Origin of the sequence: Hyphomicrobium sp. 99 (genome assembly GCF_000384335.2) — a bacterium.
Lineage (GTDB): Bacteria > Pseudomonadota > Alphaproteobacteria > Rhizobiales > Hyphomicrobiaceae > Hyphomicrobium_B.
Genome location: NZ_KQ031382.1, coordinates 2732675 through 2750539, shown reverse-complemented (window position 1 = coordinate 2750539; position 17865 = coordinate 2732675). Strand labels below are relative to the sequence as shown.

The following is a 17865-nucleotide window of genomic DNA, read 5'->3' as shown; positions in this document are numbered from 1 at the left end:
ATTCAAGCTGATGAGTAGCAGAACGAGTCTGTCGAGCAGTCGCCGCCTTCGAGCCGAACTTGGTGCGTGCGATATCCTTCGGGGACTTCGACATGAAACGTTTTGTCGAATGCGATGCCGCCCGCTGGATTGACGTTGACGATTGCCAAGGCGCCGGGAACACCTTCGGGATAGAATTGATCATCCCACGTCGAATAGAGCGAGTTCGTAACGTACACGCGTTTTCCATCTCGACTGATCTCGAGCATTTGCGGTCCGCCTGCCCAGGGCGTTCCGTCGGGCCGAGGCGTCCGCCGAGCGATGCCGCCCGCGTGAACGCTGCCAACCAATTTCGGCTTACGCGGCTCGGTCACGTCATATTGGCGAAGCTCGCCCGTCCCCCAACACGCGACGTAAAGAAATTTATCGTCGAGGGACAGATCGATATCCGTCACCAGCGGAGGGACAGCACCGAAGCCTTTGAGGAGGGGAGGCAACAATTCGGGATCTGCAGGTTCGGCCGGAATCGTCGCCGTCTTCTCAATGCGGAATTCCGAGCCTTCGCGCCACCACGTCCAGATCGATCCCTCGAGGTTCGTTGTGTCGACGACGACGCCGAGGAAGCCATATTCCCGGGCGGGATCATGCGCTGGGCGAACTTCAAGCGCCATTTGATGGTTGGCGCCGAGATCGATGGTTTGCACGTTGCGGCGCGCGCGCAAGTTCCAGAAGTGAATGTGATGCCCGTATTTATTGGCAAGCAGGTCTTCCGGCACGATTCCGTTTTCAAATTGCGGCGGCAAGCCCCACTCGCTGCTGACCATGTAATCGCGCGGCAGGTTCCACCAGAAATCGTAATGCAGAAGCTGCGGGCCGCGATCGATCTCCCATCGGCCGAGCACGTCGAAGGTTTCGCAATCAAGAATGAAGATGCCTGGTGGGCCGTCGGTTCCGTCGGGACCTGCGCCGCCCAGCGTGCTGACGTAGATGCCATCTGGTCCGCAGTGGACCGTATGAGGACGCGAATAACCCGTCTTATGGAAGATCTCTTCCGGCTCGATGATCTTGTGAATTTTTGCCTGTGTCGGATGCGGTTTCGTATCGATGATATAGAGCCGCGACGAGCGGAGCCCCGGGATGATGAGGTATCGTCTCTCGATGAAGGCGTGACCGGAGAGCGGTGAAAGGGCCGACGAGCACGCGTTCCAGCCGAAATGATGAAATTCGTCGCCCTTGTTCGGCATCGTGACGGTGTGCACGATTTTTCCGTATTGCGCCGAAGCTGGATCGACATCGACGATCGCTAGTGCGTCCGGCTTCGAGAAGTCTCCGCTCAGCAGGAGCGTGTAGGCGAACTTCTCAGGCGGGGCTTCGCTGGCGAGTTTCGGAGATGCGTGAAAGGTTGGATCGGGTCTCTGGACCATTGCTTATCTCCGTTCTGTTGTCGTCTCCGCGCGAATGTTAACGCGGATGTTTGGGATGGGTCAGCGGTATTTGCGTTTTTTCTGCCGATTCGCCGGGTTGCCGCTTTTCTGTGTGAAGGATGTGACCACGGCCGAGCCGGCTTGGGGAGATCCATCAGAAACGATCGTTCCACCGCCGCCGGCGGCAAAACCGAAGGATACGAGCCGCGTCGCCAACGTCTGAGCCTCGGCGAGATCGTGGGTCACCATCACAATCGTCGTGCGGCTCTCGCGCCAAAGTTTGAGAACAACGCGATGAAGCTGTGCGCGGTTTTCAGGATCGAGCGCTCCGAAAGGCTCATCGAGCAGCAACACTTTCGGGCGGCAGATCAAGGCTTGAGCAATCGCCAAACGTTGGCGCATGCCGCCGGAGAGCTGGCTCGGATACTTCGATGCGGCCTGTGCGAGGCCGACATCAGAAAGCGCTTGCATCGCTTGTTCGATAAGCTTTTTGCGCTCCTGACCGAAAATGCGGCCGAGAAATCGCGAGCGTTTGAACTGCGGACCGACAAGAACGTTTTGCAACGCGGTCTTGTGCGGAAAAACGGAGTAATCCTGAAATACAACTCCGCGATCCGGAGCGGGGAAGGGAGCGATCGGAGTGCCATCGATCGAGATCTCGCCAGCCGTCGGTCGTATCTGACTGAGGAGGAGGCGGATAAATGTCGTCTTTCCGCTTCCCGACGGCCCGGTGACGACGCAGAATTCGCCGCTCGCGACGTCGAGATTGACCTGACGGAGAACGGGATGGCCGTCGATGACGACATCCAGATTACGGACGGAGATCTGGCTCATCTTGTGTTTCCGGGTTGTGACCAGGGGGAGAGCCGCCTTGCGCTCCACCGTAGCGCAAGATCGAACGTGAATGCCAATATGCCGATCCATATGACATAAGGGATGATCACATCCATCGCCATGTATCGCCGGACGAGAAAGATCCGGTAGCCGAGACCGCTTTGTGCTGCGATGGCTTCACCGGACAACACGAAAAGCCATGCCGGGCCGAGGCTGAGACGAATGCTTTCGAGAAGACGCGGAAAGATCTGCGGCAGAACGATATGCAGTGTGATCAACCAGGTCGATCCGTACAGCGTCTGCGCTTTGATAAGCATTTCCTTCGGGATTTCCTGCGTGCGAGCGGCGATGTCACGCGCGATGAACGGCGCGATGCCGATCACGATCAGGATGATTTTCGAGGTGTCTCCCAGGCCGAATGCGATGAACAATATGGGTAGAAGCGTGATCGGCGGAATGATCGAAAGGACGGCAATGAAGGGTGCCAGCGTTGCGCGCGCGAGCGGGATCAGACCGACGATGATGCCGATGTAGAGACCGATAATGGCTGCGATGCCAAGACCTACTCCGAGCCGTTCAAGGCTGGCCAGCGTATCGGCAAGAAAGACGAAGTGGCCTGAGATCGGATCGGTTTCGAAACCTACGCGTTGCAGTCCGCCGAGCATGGTCTCGAGAGACGGCAAGAGATTGTCGCGTGCGTTGACGAGCAGACGCGCCGCCGACGCGTATCCGTAAACGATTGCGACTGCGAGGAATGGTGCCGCCCCGAGGGCTAAGGTCAGCCCTCGAGACGGCGTCGTGTTCAATAAGCGGGCCATCAGATTTTCTTAGAGTTTGCCCGCTGCTGCGAGCGCCAGAACAGATCTGTCGAACCGCAAGAGAACATTCTTCGAATTTCCGACGACTTCGCCGTTCGGAAGTTCGATGCCGATTGCGTTGGCGTCCTTCACGTCCTTGCCGAGAAGATTGTAGCGATGGGCGAAATCGCGGACGCGGATAAGCGTATTTTTGGTTTCCGGTCTGTCGGCGAATGCGAGCGCAGATTTGGCGTCCGAGAATATGACGACGGACTTGAGCTGCTGCTCATAGCCTGCCGCATCGGTTGCTGAAGCAGTGGCAAGCGATTTGATCACGCCAGCACGTTCTGGCGACGTTCCATTAATGATGCCGACAGTTTCGTACCACGCACCGAGCAGGGCTTTGGCGACATCGGGATTTTCCTTGAGCTTGCTCGTACGCAGGAGAACGGACTCGAAAATCTCTCCGTTGATCTTTGAAGAGTCGAAGACGATGTGGGCATCGCCCGATGTCTTGATCTGCTCGATCTGCGGGTTCCACGCGACGATCGCGGAGACGTCGGGGCTCTTATAGGCCGCCACGAAGTCCGCGTCCGACGTGTTCACGCGCTTGACGTCGTCGGGCTTGAGATTTGCGGATTCGAGAGCGCGATCGAGCAGGTAGTGGGAGACCGAGAACTCGACCAGATTGACCGTCTGTCCTTTGATGTCGGCAAGCTTGTCCTTGCCTTTCAGAATGACGGCATCGGCGCCGTTCGAATAGTCGATCGGGAAGATCGTCGTGTCGACGCCGTTGGCAACGGGAATGGAATAAACGTCGGCGATGCTGCCGAGCACGCCATCAAGGCCGCCAGCCGAATACTGATTGAGCGACTCGACATAGTCGTTGAGCTGCACGAGCTCGATGTTGACGTTATACTTATCGGCCCATTTTTTCAGGATGCCGCTCTGCTGCGCGTATCCCCAGGGCATCCAAGGCGTGAAGACAATCCAGCCGAGTTTGAATGTGGGCTTTTCCGCTGCATGGACGGAAGGTGCGCCGACTTGCAGGAGTGCTGCAAACGCCAGCAAAATTGTAAAAATCTTGCGTTTCATAAGAGTTCCTCGTGAGGGGCTAGTGGAAGGTCGTGAGTTGATGCTTCAGAAGGCGCGTAGGTTTTCGCGCAGCGTCTTGTGGGTATAGCCGTCGCGGACCAGACCTCTGCGCTGCAGAGCCGGTACGAGACCGTCGGTCACTTCCGCGATATGCCGGCGGTTGGTCGAGAGGCTCGGCGTCGTGATTAGGAAGCCGTCGCCGCCGACCTGCTCCATCGCTTCGCCCATTTGATCGGCAACTTGATCAGGCGTTCCGACAAGCTCGATCGAGGCGCAGATGCCGCCGGAGGCCTCGACGACGAGCTGCCTCAGGGATTTGCTGGTGCCCCATTGCTGGAACATATCAAGCGAACCCTGCTCGCCGTTGGTGACGAGGCGCTCCGGCAACGGCTTGTCGAGATCGAACTTTTTGAAGTCGATATCGGTGATCGCGGAGATCAATGCGAGGTTCTGCTCGATGAAGCCCGGCGCTTCGGTGATGCGATCGTGCCTGTCGCGCGCTTCGCGTTCGGTCTCGCCGAGCACGGGTGTCACGAGGAACATCACCTTGATATCATCGGGATTGCGTCCGTGCTTCCTGGCGCGGGCGCGAATGTCGTCGCGGTATTCCTTCATTCCTTCGACGCCGCCGCTCACTGCAATGATGGCGTCGGCGTACCGTGCCGCGAAGTCGCGGCCCGTTGGTGATCCACCGGCTTGAAGAAGCGTCGGTCGTCCTTGGGGCGACCGCGCTGTGTTCAAGGGGCCGCGCGATTTGAAATATTTTCCTTCGAAGTTGATCGTGTGGACCTTCTTGAAGTCGGCGTAGGTGCCCGATGCGCGGTCGCGAATGATGGCGCCGTCTTCCCAGGAATCGAACAGCTTGAAGACGAGGTCCATGTATTCGTGGGCTCTCTCGTAGCGCTCCTCGCGGGGCGGCAAGCGATCCAAGCCGAAGTTTTGCGCAGCAGAGTTCTCAGCGCTCGTCACGATGTTCCAGCCGAAGCGTCCGCCGGCCAAATGGTCGATGGTCGAGCACAGGCGCGCCAGGAGAAATGGCGGATAGCCGAGCGTGGACATGGTTGCGACGACGCCGAGATTTTTCGTCGAGGCAGCAAGCAACGTTGCAAGGGGAACTGGGTCATGCTTCGGCGCCATGCCGAGTGCGTGCTTCAGGTAGACTTCGAAGCTGCCACCGTAGGCTTCGGGGATGGCGAGCTTGTCTTCGAGCATGATGAAGTCGAAGCCGGCGCGATCGAGAGATTGAGCCATCTCGATGTGGAATTTTCCGTCCCAGGAATCGCCGCCATTCGAGAAGGGTTCGTTCCACTCGTCTGCAGTGAAGTTCGTGAACCAACCCAAGTGGAATTTCTTAGATGACACGGGGAGTCTGTCCTTTTGACGTTTGGTGTGTGGGGGAGAGGAGGGGTTTCTATTTTGTCAGTGTTGGAGAGGTGAACCGATTGGGGCGCCGCTCTGCGCATGCCCTGGGGTCACGGCCTGGAAGACTTCGGCTTTGAGAGCTTGCGATCGTGTGTCGCTCTCCCGCGCACGCTCAACGGCGTTCGACAACCGAAGGGCTTCGGCCATCTTCGACCAGTTGTAAGGATTGTGCGGATTGAGGTTGATCCGCTCCGAAGCGAGCGCGTTGGCCAAATTCGCGCGACCACTTCTGATCGCTGCCTCAAGCAGCGTCCGGTCGATTGCGTCGCGCTGAGCTTCGGAACCGCCGAACTCGATCGCGTTTTCGCGGACACCGTAGAGAAGTTCCAACGCCGTTCCGTATCGCTCTTCGCCGAAGGCGACGAGCGCTTTCGCAAGCGGGAGCCCGACACGAATAGTGTTGTGGTAATTGTTCGAGTCTTGGCGGCCACTGGTCACGTACCGCTCGAGGCGGCTTACTACAGCGCGCGCATCGGCGATGCGGCCACTGCCGATGTAGGCCATGACGGCGTGGACATCGTTGAAGACGTAGAAGGGATCTGGCTCCAGGGCCTCCCATGCAGCTGCGAGTTTTGCGAAGCGATCGGCAACAGGTACGCCGAGAAGATGGAGGCGCCAAAGCAATGAGGAGGCGTCGAGCAGGACGAGCGCAATCTTCGGCGAGTCCTGGTTGAAGATGGCCTCGTCGTAGATTTTGAATGCGGTCGCATAGTCGCCGATGTCGGTGTTGAACAGAGCCTTGTGCCACCAATTGTGTGCGCTGAAGAGATTGCCTTCCGCCCAATCGTTGCTGCGGTCGCTCATGAAGCGAAGTCCGTCAGCGATAGCGCCGCGCATTTCGAAGCTGTGAGTTACGGCGTGGAGCGCCCAAACGTCGTCGGGACGTACGCTCAACGCAATCAAGCCGTGTTCTTGGGCGCGTTCGTACTGGCCGTTTTCCTCTAAGCCGAAGGCATAGCAGCCTTGCACGATGCCATAGTGAGCGTCCGATGGCGTCCACGCGCTCAGTTGGCGTGCGACGCGATCGCGCAAACTTCTCTTGTTGCCGGAGAAGAAGTCGAGTTCGTGCCCGATGCGGAGGGCCAAGATATCGCGTGGCTCATCAAGGCCGAGCTGATCAAGGATGCGCGCAGACTTGCGAAGATCGCCCTCTATCCATGCTTCGATCGCGGCCGCGTGATGCCGTTCTCTGCTCGGAAGCTTATTGATATCGACCTTTGACTTGAGTTCGTCGATCGTCAGTTTCGCGTGCTTCGCGAACTTTGGCTCCGTCATGAAAAGGTCGAGATAGGCTCGTGCGAAATAGGGAAGAGCGAAGCCTGGGTCTTCCGCGATCGCCTTATCGAGCGTCGAAAGCACTGAGGATTTGAAATAGACCAGTTCGTCGAGAGCGCTGCGAAAAAGTTCCGCGCCGTTGTTGGTCGCGCCGGTGAGCGCCAGTCCCTGTTGATCGAGTTCCATCGTCGTTCTCGTTTCTTCGAGTCAATCGGCGGCGCGACATCCTTGGTTTGTCGCAAGCGTCGTCCGTTCGGCGAGGTCATTCGCCGTTTAACTTCGGTCGGGTTGTTCAATTGCGTCTTGTGATCTCGGCTGCGGTCTCAGCAGCAAGATCGTTCCGCGATACGTGGTGCATGGGAGCACCCGGAATTTGAGCAGCATCCTCGCGGTTGCTGATTTAGGTCATCTGTCAACTTCCACACTACTGCGCTTAAAACGGAAGTCGATTTACTCACGAGAAACGAATGTGAGAACTGATTAGAATTGCTAAGCTTAGATGGACCTCTGCTGGATTGTCTTGCCGTACGCACCTTTTGCCGCACGAGGCGAGGGCTCGGCTTGGATTGTTGTCGTCCGCTGGTTCTGCGTACCCGCGCCAAACTTCATAACGATTTCGGAAATTCTTATTTAGAACTCTCCGTTTGGCAGTGTTAGGCGAGCTTGGTCCTGCTCTATCGCTCGATCTCTCTGGCGCGCGCGTTTTTACACGGCGTCGGATTCGCTCGTGGCGGATCCGGACAGAGCTCTCGCCAGAGATCCCGAAAGGGTCGTCGAGCGGATCGAGGAACATCGACGCATCGGCATTGATCCCCTCATCCTCTCGGGTTATCCCGCCTCGTAAAATCTTACAGGATTGCGGAGCTGCCTTTGCCGAAATTGCCACGCGTCACGCACCAGCCGTCGACGACAATGGCTACGGACGTCGTGACCTTCGCAGAGACAATGGCCGGCGATTGGTCGCTGGCTGCTCGTGGTGGAAAGTCATGAGCGGAGTACCTCGACAAGTGACGGTCGCGATTGTCGGTGGTGGCTTTTCCGGCGCGTCGGTTGCTTACCATCTTGCTCTTCGCCGGATCCCTGTTCGCATCGTCGTCTTCGAGCCTCGTCCGACACTCGGTTCCGGTTTGGCTTATGGCGACAGCGACCCGCATCACCGGATCAACGTCCCCGCGCATAAGATGAGCCTTCTTCCGGATGACGAAGCGCATTTCCGGCGTTGGATCGATCAGAGTCATGCGACCGCCGGTGACTTGGAGGCGACGGGCAGCGACGGAAATCTTTATCCCAACCGGTCCGTCTTCGGCAGCTACATGGAGCAACAGCTACGGCCGTTGATTGCACGTGGCGCCATCGAACATATTCGAGAGCGGGTATCTTCGGTTGCGAAAGATGGCGAAGGATGGTTGGTCCGCGGCCAGGGTGCCGACGTGTATGCGGACATTGTCGTCGTTGCAACAACGCATCCCCCACCGCGGGTGCCCGCCGTCATTGCGAGAGCCCTGAAGGGTGATCCGCGATTGATACCTGACGCAACGGCAGCTGATGCTTTGGCAGGGATCGATGCCGGAGCGAGAGTGCTGATCGTGGGAACTGGCTTGACGATGGCCGATGTTGTCGCGACGCTCGATGCGCAGGGTCACAGGGGCGAGGTCATTGCGATATCGCGCAGGGGATTGCGCTCGCGTGGCCACTCCGCGAATCCTGCCGATCCATTCGGAAATTTCAGCGACCCGCTTCCAAAAACCGCGCGCGATTTGCTCCGTCGCGTGCGTACGGCAATTGCCGATGCTGATTTGGAAGGCGTGACTTGGCACTCAGTCATCGATTCTGTGCGCGCTCACGCCAAAGTTTTTTGGCCGGCGCTGCCCTTGCAAGAGCGGCGGAGGATTGTTCGACACTTGCGCCCGTACTGGGATGTTCATCGTTTTCGCGTTGCGCCTCAACCAGAGGCGATCATCGTTCGCCGGATTGCTGACGGGTCGTTGACCATCGTCGCGGCGAGCGTCGATCAGGTTCGTAGTGGCCCGGAAAATCTCGAGGTCGTTCTTCGGTTGCGGCGATCGGGCAAACGTGTCGTTCAAGCGGTGGATCATATCATCACCACAACCGGTCCGGCTCACGATGAGGTTCTCTCATCGCAACCGTATCTCGCCGGATTGAAAGCTGCCGGTCATCTACGGGAAGATCCGACGCACCTCGGTATCGCGTGCGACGCGGCCGGACATGCGCTGAATTCCGATGACGGGCCCAATCAGAGTTTGTTTATCGCGGGTCCGCTCGCTCGCGGGACAATCGGCGAGCTGATGGGACTGCCTCAGGTCAGCGAATTTTCGGTCGTAGTCGCGAACGGAGTGGCAAATCAGGTGACGCGGTTGCGTGGTGCGACTGCCGCAAGCGCCTCAGACATCAGGGAGCTTACGGCGGATCGATAGAGCGCGGGGGCGCCTGGCGCTTTCTGAGCCGGCGCTGCGCAAATCATGGCGGCCTTGCGGCGAGCTTCCCAACGGCGGGTAAACCGTCTGTTCAGCCTGGGTTGCGGGGCGTTGATGTTGAATGCGACTCTGATCAAGCGGCCATGTGAGCGCGCTTGAGGGAGGAAGTCATGAAACGCACTCTTGCGCTTTTGCCGGTAGCTCTAGCCCTGACAACGTTCGCAGGCCTTACCGAAGCGAAGGCGGACTTTGCGGTGGGCAACAACGCCTATCGCGGTCCTTCAACCGTTCAGCGCGTCCACGACGAGGGATACTATGAAGGCCGTCGCCCTTGGTGGCGTCATGAGCATCGCTGGGGCGGTGACGAAGGCTGGCGCCGACACTGGCGGGGTGATCACCGCTTCGAGCGGGATCGCAATCGTTACGGCTGGGACGATCGGCGCGACCCACGCGGCGACGGCCGTTGGCGATAAGCAAATTGCGGAAAGCCGAGCGGCTTGAGAATGGCGGCGGGAGTGCAAACAGCGCGCCCGCCGTTTTGTCTGCGGACCTTTCGCGATGATGCGCTGTTATCGATCAGGGAAGGAACGGGCAATAGACCGAGCGAAAGCTCACCTCGTCACCTTCGACGGAAAAGCCTCTCCAGATCGGGAATTCGCTGGCGGCATTGCGCTCCCTCACGCAGCCGTGGATGGCGATCGATGTCCAGGCTTTGACCCGTTCCTCAGCGACGCGGACTTCGGCGAAGACGGCGCTTTCCGGATTTGTAAGGCGATTGAGAACTTGCCGCTTCGCGAGCGTGACGATCCTTTCCTCGTGGGACGGCAAGAATAGACTGACCAATGCAGCGATTAGAATTCCGCATCCTAAAAAGCCCACCACGGTCTTGATAGATGACCCAGCGGGATTGGATTTGTCGGTTAGGGAATTTGCGAGGGAAAGAGACACCAGATTTTCCGAAGTCTAGGACGCACAATAGTAAGCGGTTTCCATCACAGCAGTTGAGCCATTAAACCCGCGTAAAATATTGTGTGGGGTTTGCGAGCGTCGGGCGATTGTATCGAGATCGGCAATTTAACCGGTCGCATCGTCACAGAGCCGATGGATTATCCTCGCGGAAGCATCTCCCGCAGCTCGTTCACACTGCCGCTCCCGGCTGAGCCGGGTATGCAGACGCCATGATAATTCCCGCCGCGACAGGGAATTTTTCCCGATTTCAGCAACTTCGTTGCTTCAATGCAACTTATGCTCAGCGAATGGTATCCTCGGGAAAAACTCGGGGTGATCATTGGATTGACCCATTCGTTTTAAATCCGTTCCTTGTCCCCGGGGCAGTAGTCAGAGTCGTGATTACTGGGATGTTCGCGCTGCAACTCGATGCTTGGCAGGCATCGGGAGAGCGCCAAGAAAATGGGGAAGTCAGGGGATGACTCGTGAGTTATTTGCTTCGGCGGCAGCCGTAGCGCTGTTGATCGGTCATTGGGGACCTGCGCTTGCGCAGGACGCAGGGAATGCAAACCAGACTCCTCCGGCAGCAGTAGAGACCCTTCCTGAAGTTCAGGTAATCCAAGAGCAGGCGAAGCCTAAGCCGAAGCCCGTCAAGCAGGCCAAGAAGCCCGAGAAGGCCGCGCCGGTCGCCGCTGCGAGCGCGCCTCCCGCAGGCGATGCAACGCCGGTGAACGCCGAGGCAAGTACCGTGAAGATGTCGCCGCTGGGGGGCAGTGAAATTCCGGTCGATAAAGTTCCCGGAAGCGTCTTCCAGATGAATTCCTCGGACATCAAGAGAGATGGAGCAGTCATCCTTCAGGATGCGCTGCAGAGTCAGGTTCCCGGCCTGATCGTCACCGACGTGCAGGGCAACCAATTCCAGACCAACATTCAGTATCGTGGCTTCGATGCGTCGCCTGTGAATGGTGTCGCGCAGGGGCTCGCGGTCTATCAGAACGGCGTCCGGATCAACGAAGCGTTCGGCGATATCGTCAACTGGGATTTCCTGCCGTCGAATGCGATCAATAATGTTGCGCTGGTGACCGGCAATCCGGTCTTCGGTCTCAATGCGCTGGGTGGTTCAGTCGTCATCGACATGAAGGACGGGTTCAATTACCAGGGCGCGGACATCGATACGCGCTTTGGCTCGTTCGGCCGCAAGCAAGTCTCTGCGGAGGCCGGCTTGCGTAGCGGTAATTGGGGTATGTACGGAGCGTTCGAGGCCATCAACGATGATGGGTTCCGCGACTTCTCAGATGCCGAGGTGCGCAGAGGGTATTTCGACCTCGGCGTCAAAGGGGACCGGGCTGAGTTCCATTTCAACTTCACGGGTGCCGATAACCATGTCGGCGTGACGGCCGCAGCGCCTGAGCAGCTTCTCGACATCAGCAGGCGACTGACGTTCACATCACCGCAGACGACCGACAACGAGATGCAGATGTACTCGGTGAACGGTAAGGTCAAGGCAACCGATACGCTGACCTTCTCCGGTGTCACGTACTATCGCCACTTCAATCAGAAGCACTTGGACGGCAACCTGTTCGACGATCCGAAAGACTGCAACGGCCACCTTTGTTCGGGTGATGAAGAAGTTTTGGATGCCCACGGCGCGCCAATCGATTTCGACCCTACTGCGTCCTACGCCACGATCGACCACACGTCACAGAATGCTGATGGGGCGGGTATCAGCCTTCAGGCCACGGAGACGGCGAAGCTCTTCGGTCACAACAACCAATTCGTTGTCGGCGTAAGCTATGATCGCGGCAGAGTAGCCTATACGGCGGAAAGTGAACTCGGCTTTATGCAGCCGAAGTTCGTCGTCGGCGGGACGGGCACAATCATGACGGGATCGCAAGATTTTGATCCCCGCTCTTTGTCAACGACGAACGATTATTTCGGAGCCTTCTTCGCTGATACGTTCAACATCACGGATAAGCTCGCCTTGACGGTCGGTGGCCGTTACAATTACGCGCGCATCGAGATCGAGAATACGGGTGATGCGGAAAACGACCTCCTCAATGGCGTCAACAAGTACAGCCGCTTCAATCCGTCTGCCGGTCTGACGTATTCGTTCAATCCGGCGCTCAATTGGTATGGCGGTTATTCGGAAGCCAACCGCGCTCCGACGGCTGCGGAAATTGCGTGCTCGGATCCTGAAAACCCGTGCCTCATCGAGAGCTTCCTGACATCGGATCCGCCGTTGAAGCAGGTCGTTTCTCGCACTTGGGAAACGGGCTTCCGCGGCACAGTCAATAATTGGAACGGATCGGAATGGAACTGGGGTGTCGGTCTGTTCCGGACTGAGAACTCCGATGACATCTTCAGCGCCGCCTCCACGCAGACGGGCCGCGGCTACTTCCAGAACATCGGCACAACGTTGCGTCAGGGCGTTGAGGCGAACCTCTCCTATCGGTCGAAGCGCCTCTTTGCGTACGGAAACTACACTTATACCGACGCTACGTTCCAATCCGCGATTCCATTCTTCCCGGCTCCTAATCATCCGGAAGGCCCCGGCGTGGAGCCATGCCCTCTTGATCCGAACGACCCGACTGCAGATACAGGAAACTGCACCTTCGTCAGCAAGGGCGATCGAATTCCGGGCGTTCCTGCCCACACCTTCAAGGCAGGTTTCGACTACTGGATGACGCCGAAGTGGAAGTTCGGTGCAGACGTCATCGCCGCGAGCTCGCAGTTCTTCTTCGAGGACGCGGCTAATCTCTCGCGGCCGCTTGCGGGCTACGCCAAGGTCAATCTGCACTCGTCTTACGACATAACCGATCATATCCAGGTCTACGGATTGATCGAAAATCTGCTCGACAATCGCTACTCGCTTTACGGTACCTATTTCAGCGTAGACGATGCCAACGAGTTGACACCAGTGACGGGTGTCGAGTTCGACAAGAACAACCCGCGGACTATCGTGCCGGCCCTCCCGTTTGCGGCTTACGGCGGCGTGAAGGTGAAATTCTAAGTCTCTACGTAGCTCAACCCAGAAATGCGAAAGCGGCCTGCAAGGGCCGCTTTTTTCATTTCAGGCCTAGGACGCAACATTGGCCATGTGGAAAATTGCCGTGCAGAGGATCACCAATAAGATGAACAACAGGGGCAGTACGATTTTATCCATCACCGTTCTCCCAACAAAGGACGTACTCGGATAGATATAGCGCCTTTTCCGTTGAAACGGACAGAATGGTTCTGTCGCTAGGCCGTGCTGGATTGGAAGCCCGAAGATACCGCAAGGACGGCCGGGCTTTCCGTTGCGCTGGGGAGTACGGATGAGGGCGCTAACGCTTTCGGTACCGGATGAGCTGGGGCGAACGTGAGTATCCGTCGATCCCTTCGCTGGCACACCAAAGCCTACTCTCCGGAAACGTACCTGAGCCGAACTTCGTTGCGTTGCTCTGGTCTTTTTATCTAGTCCGAACGGCTGATGTGAGAAGCGGCCCGCTTCCTGGCAGATTCATCTCAAACCGAATTACCGAGGCCGTCACGGCAGGGGTGCTCCCACAAACGCGCAGCCGCGCTGGGTCCTCGGCCGTTCAATCAACCCAGCCAAAAATTAATCTCTGCCCCCATGTCACTACCGCAATCCGGTTCTTACATGCGTTGCAGAACAGTCGGCCTAGACGGCCAAGCAAGGAGACTAACCTCATGAACGCGGAAGAAAAGCAGCTCATCGAGGATTTATTTGCGCGGCTCCGCAATTTCGATGGCGGTGATAAGGATCTGGAAGCGCAAGCGCTCATCCAGGATCTCGTGCGGCGCTCTCCGGATGCGCCATATTATCTTGCGCAGACAGTCATCGTCCAGCAGCAGGCCGTCGAACGCGCGGAGGCTCGCATCAGAGAGCTGGAAGGCGCTTTACGGCAGCAACAGCAGCAAACCGGGCGCGGCGGAAGTTTCCTCGGTGGCGCGTCTGTTCCTCAAAGCGGAAGTCGATATGCGTCGTCCCCGCAGGCTGCACCCTCGGACGCGGTGCCGCCAGCTCAACCCAGTAGCCCCTGGGGTTCCCCTGCACGCCCGGCGGGAGGTGGCGGATTTTTATCTTCGGCACTCTCGACAGCTGCCGGTGTCGCGGGAGGCGTGTTTCTCGCTGATGGAATTCGGAGCCTCTTTGGAGGCGGAGCAGGCGGACAGGCCTGGGCGGGTGGTGGCGGAGCCAGCGCGGCTGATCAAAAGACGATCGATAATCTTCAGGACCAAGCGCAGGACGCGGATGATGATCGCGATCAGGCGCAGCGGGACTTGGCAGATGCCGATGCTACGCAGGACGATATGCAAGACGCGCAGGATGACGACGACAGCTGGGGTAACAACGACGATTTCGATGTCTAGTCGTCCTTAAGGAGCAGCGACGACCGGCGCATTGAATAGCGGACGCCGAGAATGGCGGTGGCGAGGCCTGTCATGAAGACGGTGCGTCGCCACGGCTGCTTCTGGTGCCGGGTACATATTCCGCGGAATAACTCGGCGTGCCTTTCCGGTGCATCGCCCGTCATCGGTTCTCAAAATTCGAAGCAATTGCTTGGATAATCCGCATGACGGACGCGGTTTGTGCGATGGCGCGCGCCAAGCTTCGTGAGCATTCTTGCCAAAACGTCATGTTTGCCGACGAGAGTTGTCGGAACCGAGCACGAAAAAAGAGGTTGATCCTTCAGTTGCTCCGCGGTCGCTGAGCGGCGCCTGCATTTGGGGCAACTTCACGTGTCTCGATTATTCAATTTCACTCCAAAAAGGTAGTTCAAATGGCTCAAGAGGACAGAACATCAAAACGCGGCTTCGCATCGATGGATGCCGAAAAGCAGCGTGAGATCGCCCGGAAGGGCGGCGCAAGCGTTCCGGACAATGAGCGCAGCTTTTCGCGAAATCACGAACTTGCGTCCCAGGCCGGCCGAAAAGGCGGGCATGAGAGCGGCGGAAATTTTCGGAATGATCCCAAACGAGCGGCAGAAGCCGGCCGCAAAGGCGGACAGCACTAGCGGTTGAAATTCACTCGCACCTCGTAGCTTGGGCCGGACGCGTGCAACGCATCCGGCCTTTGTATTTCAAACCGACGCTGCGCTGCCGTGCGCGCCAGCGTGGTTGCCGGCCGTCAGCCAATTGGGATTGAACCAGCGGTCCGCCGGACCATCGTAGGGCAGGCGCGTTATATCCCAGTGGCTAACGAAGCGTGCATAGATGTCCCAAACGGGCGGGCCGCCTCCGATGTACACAACGCGACCCGCAAACTGCTTGAGCGTTTCTTCGGGGTCCATGTGGGACCGCAGAACGAAGAGCGTGCGATCGGTGCGCGCGAATTCCGGTACGGCTTTAATGGTCTTCGGCCCGGCCAACAAAACGTGGCCGCGCGTGATGTCGAAAAAACGCGCGACGTCGGCCACGTATTCAGGGTCTTGGTTGCCTTCCCATGGCAGCTCTCCATTGAGGCCGAGCTGACCGGACTGACCGATCGCGCAGATGACCCTGACCACTGTTTGCTGCATTCGAGTTCCTTTTTTTGGTTTTCAATTTCACCACCGCGTGGGCGATCAACGGCGGCCGAATACATGCGATTTGGCAGGGAAAGTCACCGTTGAAAATAGCGGATGACGACATCCGTCGTTTTGCTGAATGGCGGATGCAGAAGCCAGCCGAGGTTCCACCGGCTCTGCTCGAACACGCCCTTGGCGTGGCTCAGCGATTTGAAGCCTTCGTGCCCGTGATAGGCGCCCATGCCGGACATGCCGATGCCGCCGAACGGGATGTCGTTCTGGACGTAATGCATCAGCGTATCGTTGACGGTGACGTTGCCTGACGTCGTGCGGGTCAGAACCTTCTGGCGATCTTCGCCGTTTTGGCCGAAATAATAGAGCGCCAGCGGGCGGGGCTTGCGGTTGATGTAGCCGATCGCATCGTCAATGGTGCGATAGGTCATCACGGGCAGCGCGGGGCCGAAGATTTCCTGCTGCATGATGGCCATGTCGTCGGTGACGTTGAGCACGATCACAGGCGCGAGCTTACGCGTTTCTGCTCCGCCGTTGTCCGCGACTTCGATGACCTTTGCGCCCTTTTGCTTCGCATCGTCGATCAGCTTGAGCACGCGATTGTAATGCTTCGCGTTGATGATGGATGAGTAGTTCCTGTCTGCCGCTCCCTGCGGATAGAACTTGCGCGCCGTTGCGTCGAAGGACGCAACGAAGGCGGCGGCGTCCTTTTCGGGTACCAGGACGTAGTCCGGCGCAATACAGGTTTGGCCGGAATTTGCGAGCTTTCCGAAGGCGACGCTTGTCGCTGCTGCTTCGATGTCGGCGTCTGGGCCAATCAACACCGGAGATTTGCCGCCGAGCTCTAGTGTCACCGGCACGAGATTATCGGCTGCTTCCTTCATCACCGAGCGGCCGACGCTGGTGCTGCCGGTGAAGACGAGATGGTCGAAGGGGAGGCGCGCGAAGGCTGCTCCAATCTCAGGACCTCCGGTGACGACGGCGACCTGTTCCTCGGGGAAAATTTCGCGCAGTACGGACCTCAGAAGCTCGCTCGTCGCCGGCGTCAACTCGGATGGTTTCAGGATGGCGCGATTGCCCGCGGCGATCGCGGTCGCGAGTGGGGTCAGGGCAAGCGATATCGGGTAATTCCACGGAGAGATGATCCCGATGACGCCGAGCGGCTGATAAATGACGCGGGTGCGGCCGGGGCGGAAGTGAAGCGCGACACGGCGGCGCTCGGGCCGCATCCATTTCGTCAGATTGCTGCGGAGGTAGTTGATCATCTGGATAACCGGCGTGATTTCCATGATCCGCGTTTCGTACGCGGAGCGGTAGCCGAAATCCTTGCTGACGGCGGCTTCGAAGGCCGTCCGGCGTTTCACCAGTGCGTGCTTCAGTTTTAGCAAATCCGCGCGACGGGCTGCAGCGGAGGGCGGGCCGTCGTTCAAAAACGCGGCGCGTTGTTTGCTGAGGAAGCCGGTAAGGAGAAAGCCCTCGTCCTTGACCGAAACATGAGCCGTCATTAAAAAATCTCCTGATGTAGACACTGAAAACATAGCCCGCTAGCGAGCGAGATGTTCTCCCTGTCAACACATGTCATCGCTGACACATTGGTTCCTTTTCGTGCACCAACCGCTCGAATGACCATACCATCACGGCGATCTCAAGCGCGTGCTGATAGAAAACGCACGAGAGATGCTTCGTGAGGGAAAAGCGTGGCATTTCACCCTGCGCGAAGTGGCGCGGCGGGCGGGGGTAAGCCATGCTGCGCCCTACAAGCACTTTTCCGACAAAGCCGCGCTACTGGCCGAACTCGCACTGCAGGGTTATCGTCAACTGCAGGAGGACCTGATCACGGCGATTTTGCCGGTCGGCGGTTCTCCGCATAGCGAATTGATTGCGCTTGCAAAAGCATATCTGGATTTTGGTCGCGCGAACCCGTCTCTCTTCGAACTTATGTTCAGTTCGGAAATCGACAAGAGCGGTGATGCCTCGCTGAAGGAGGCTTCATGCGCTCCGGTTTTGATTATTGCCGACATTTTGACGCGCGGTCAGCGGGCGCGCCTTTTTAAGCGGGCGCCGGTCGAAGTCAGGCTGCCGCGCTATGGGCGCTTGTTCACGGATTGACCGTTCTGGAACTCGGCCGCCAGCT

The 17865-nt window shown here is 58.2% G+C and carries 16 protein-coding genes; 6 read left to right on the top strand and 10 right to left on the bottom strand.

What is annotated here, in order from left to right; all coding sequences use genetic code 11:
* Nucleotides 1-2: 2 nt before the first annotated feature.
* Genes G359_RS13305 through G359_RS13280 form a run of 6 tightly spaced genes read right to left on the bottom strand, consistent with a single transcriptional unit; the run spans nucleotide 3 to nucleotide 7012 of the window.
* Nucleotides 3-1403 carry a selenium-binding protein SBP56-related protein gene (locus G359_RS13305; RefSeq protein WP_045836523.1) on the bottom strand — a complete coding sequence of 467 codons (1401 nt, stop codon included), beginning with the start codon at nucleotides 1401-1403 and terminating at the stop codon, nucleotides 3-5.
* Between the two features lie 60 nt (nucleotides 1404-1463).
* Nucleotides 1464-2237 carry an ABC transporter ATP-binding protein gene (locus G359_RS13300; RefSeq protein ID WP_052699372.1) on the bottom strand — a complete coding sequence of 258 codons (774 nt, stop codon included), beginning with the start codon at nucleotides 2235-2237 and terminating at the stop codon, nucleotides 1464-1466.
* Nucleotides 2234-3055 (bottom strand): ABC transporter permease, encoded by an 822-nt coding sequence (locus tag G359_RS13295; RefSeq protein WP_045836522.1) that lies wholly within the window; start codon nucleotides 3053-3055, stop codon nucleotides 2234-2236. Before G359_RS13295 ends, G359_RS13300 begins: the two co-directional genes overlap by 4 nt.
* Before the next feature lie 9 nt (nucleotides 3056-3064).
* A complete protein-coding gene (locus G359_RS13290; RefSeq protein ID WP_045836521.1) occupies nucleotides 3065-4129 on the bottom strand; it encodes a putative urea ABC transporter substrate-binding protein in 1065 nt (354 codons plus the stop codon).
* Nucleotides 4130-4174: 45 nt separating this feature from the next.
* On the bottom strand, nucleotides 4175-5491 hold the full coding sequence (locus G359_RS13285) for an NtaA/DmoA family FMN-dependent monooxygenase (RefSeq protein WP_045836520.1): 1317 nt from the start codon (nucleotides 5489-5491) through the stop codon (nucleotides 4175-4177).
* Between the two features lie 57 nt (nucleotides 5492-5548).
* On the bottom strand, nucleotides 5549-7012 hold the full coding sequence (locus tag G359_RS13280; protein WP_045836519.1) for a tetratricopeptide repeat protein: 1464 nt from the start codon (nucleotides 7010-7012) through the stop codon (nucleotides 5549-5551).
* 821 nt (nucleotides 7013-7833) lie between these two features.
* Here G359_RS13280 and G359_RS13275 point away from each other — a divergent pair.
* Both G359_RS13275 and G359_RS20535 read left to right on the top strand, forming a co-directional pair.
* A complete protein-coding gene (locus G359_RS13275; protein ID WP_245280026.1) occupies nucleotides 7834-9261 on the top strand; it encodes an FAD/NAD(P)-binding protein in 1428 nt (475 codons plus the stop codon).
* A 170-nt stretch (nucleotides 9262-9431) separates the two neighbouring features.
* Nucleotides 9432-9734: a hypothetical protein gene (locus tag G359_RS20535; RefSeq protein WP_156150772.1), complete on the top strand. Its 303-nt coding sequence runs from the start codon at nucleotides 9432-9434 to the stop codon at nucleotides 9732-9734.
* A 103-nt stretch (nucleotides 9735-9837) separates the two neighbouring features.
* On the opposite strand, the gene G359_RS13265 is transcribed toward G359_RS20535, so the two are convergent.
* Nucleotides 9838-10209, bottom strand: coding sequence for a hypothetical protein (locus tag G359_RS13265; protein WP_156150771.1), 372 nt, complete (start codon nucleotides 10207-10209; stop codon nucleotides 9838-9840).
* Between the two features lie 478 nt (nucleotides 10210-10687).
* Here G359_RS13265 and G359_RS13260 point away from each other — a divergent pair, with 478 nt between their 5' ends.
* Both G359_RS13260 and G359_RS13255 read left to right on the top strand, forming a co-directional pair.
* On the top strand, nucleotides 10688-13219 hold the full coding sequence (locus tag G359_RS13260; RefSeq protein WP_045836515.1) for a TonB-dependent receptor: 2532 nt from the start codon (nucleotides 10688-10690) through the stop codon (nucleotides 13217-13219).
* Between the two features lie 680 nt (nucleotides 13220-13899).
* Nucleotides 13900-14583, top strand: a complete 684-nt coding sequence (locus G359_RS13255) for a DUF2076 domain-containing protein (RefSeq protein WP_045836514.1) — start codon at nucleotides 13900-13902, stop codon at nucleotides 14581-14583.
* Here the strand turns inward: G359_RS13255 and G359_RS20530 are convergent.
* The gene (locus G359_RS20530; protein ID WP_156150770.1) at nucleotides 14580-14747 is read right to left on the bottom strand and encodes a hypothetical protein; all 168 of its coding nucleotides are present in this window, start codon (nucleotides 14745-14747) and stop codon (nucleotides 14580-14582) included. The genes G359_RS13255 and G359_RS20530 overlap by 4 nt on opposite strands.
* Nucleotides 14748-14993: 246 nt before the next feature.
* Between G359_RS20530 and G359_RS20080 the strand changes: the two genes are divergently transcribed.
* A complete protein-coding gene (locus G359_RS20080) occupies nucleotides 14994-15227 on the top strand; it encodes a con-10 family general stress protein (RefSeq protein WP_045836513.1) in 234 nt (77 codons plus the stop codon).
* Nucleotides 15228-15293: 66 nt separating this feature from the next.
* On the opposite strand, the gene G359_RS13245 is transcribed toward G359_RS20080, so the two are convergent.
* A complete protein-coding gene (locus tag G359_RS13245; protein WP_045836512.1) occupies nucleotides 15294-15731 on the bottom strand; it encodes a dihydrofolate reductase in 438 nt (145 codons plus the stop codon).
* 83 nt (nucleotides 15732-15814) lie between these two features.
* Entirely contained in the window at nucleotides 15815-17236 is a 1422-nt protein-coding gene (locus tag G359_RS13240) for a coniferyl aldehyde dehydrogenase (protein WP_045836511.1), read from the bottom strand.
* A gap of 172 nt (nucleotides 17237-17408) precedes the next feature.
* On the opposite strand from G359_RS13240, the gene G359_RS13235 reads away from it, so the two are divergent.
* Entirely contained in the window at nucleotides 17409-17840 is a 432-nt protein-coding gene (locus G359_RS13235) for a TetR/AcrR family transcriptional regulator (protein WP_245280025.1), read from the top strand.
* Nucleotides 17841-17865: the final 25 nt, after the last annotated feature.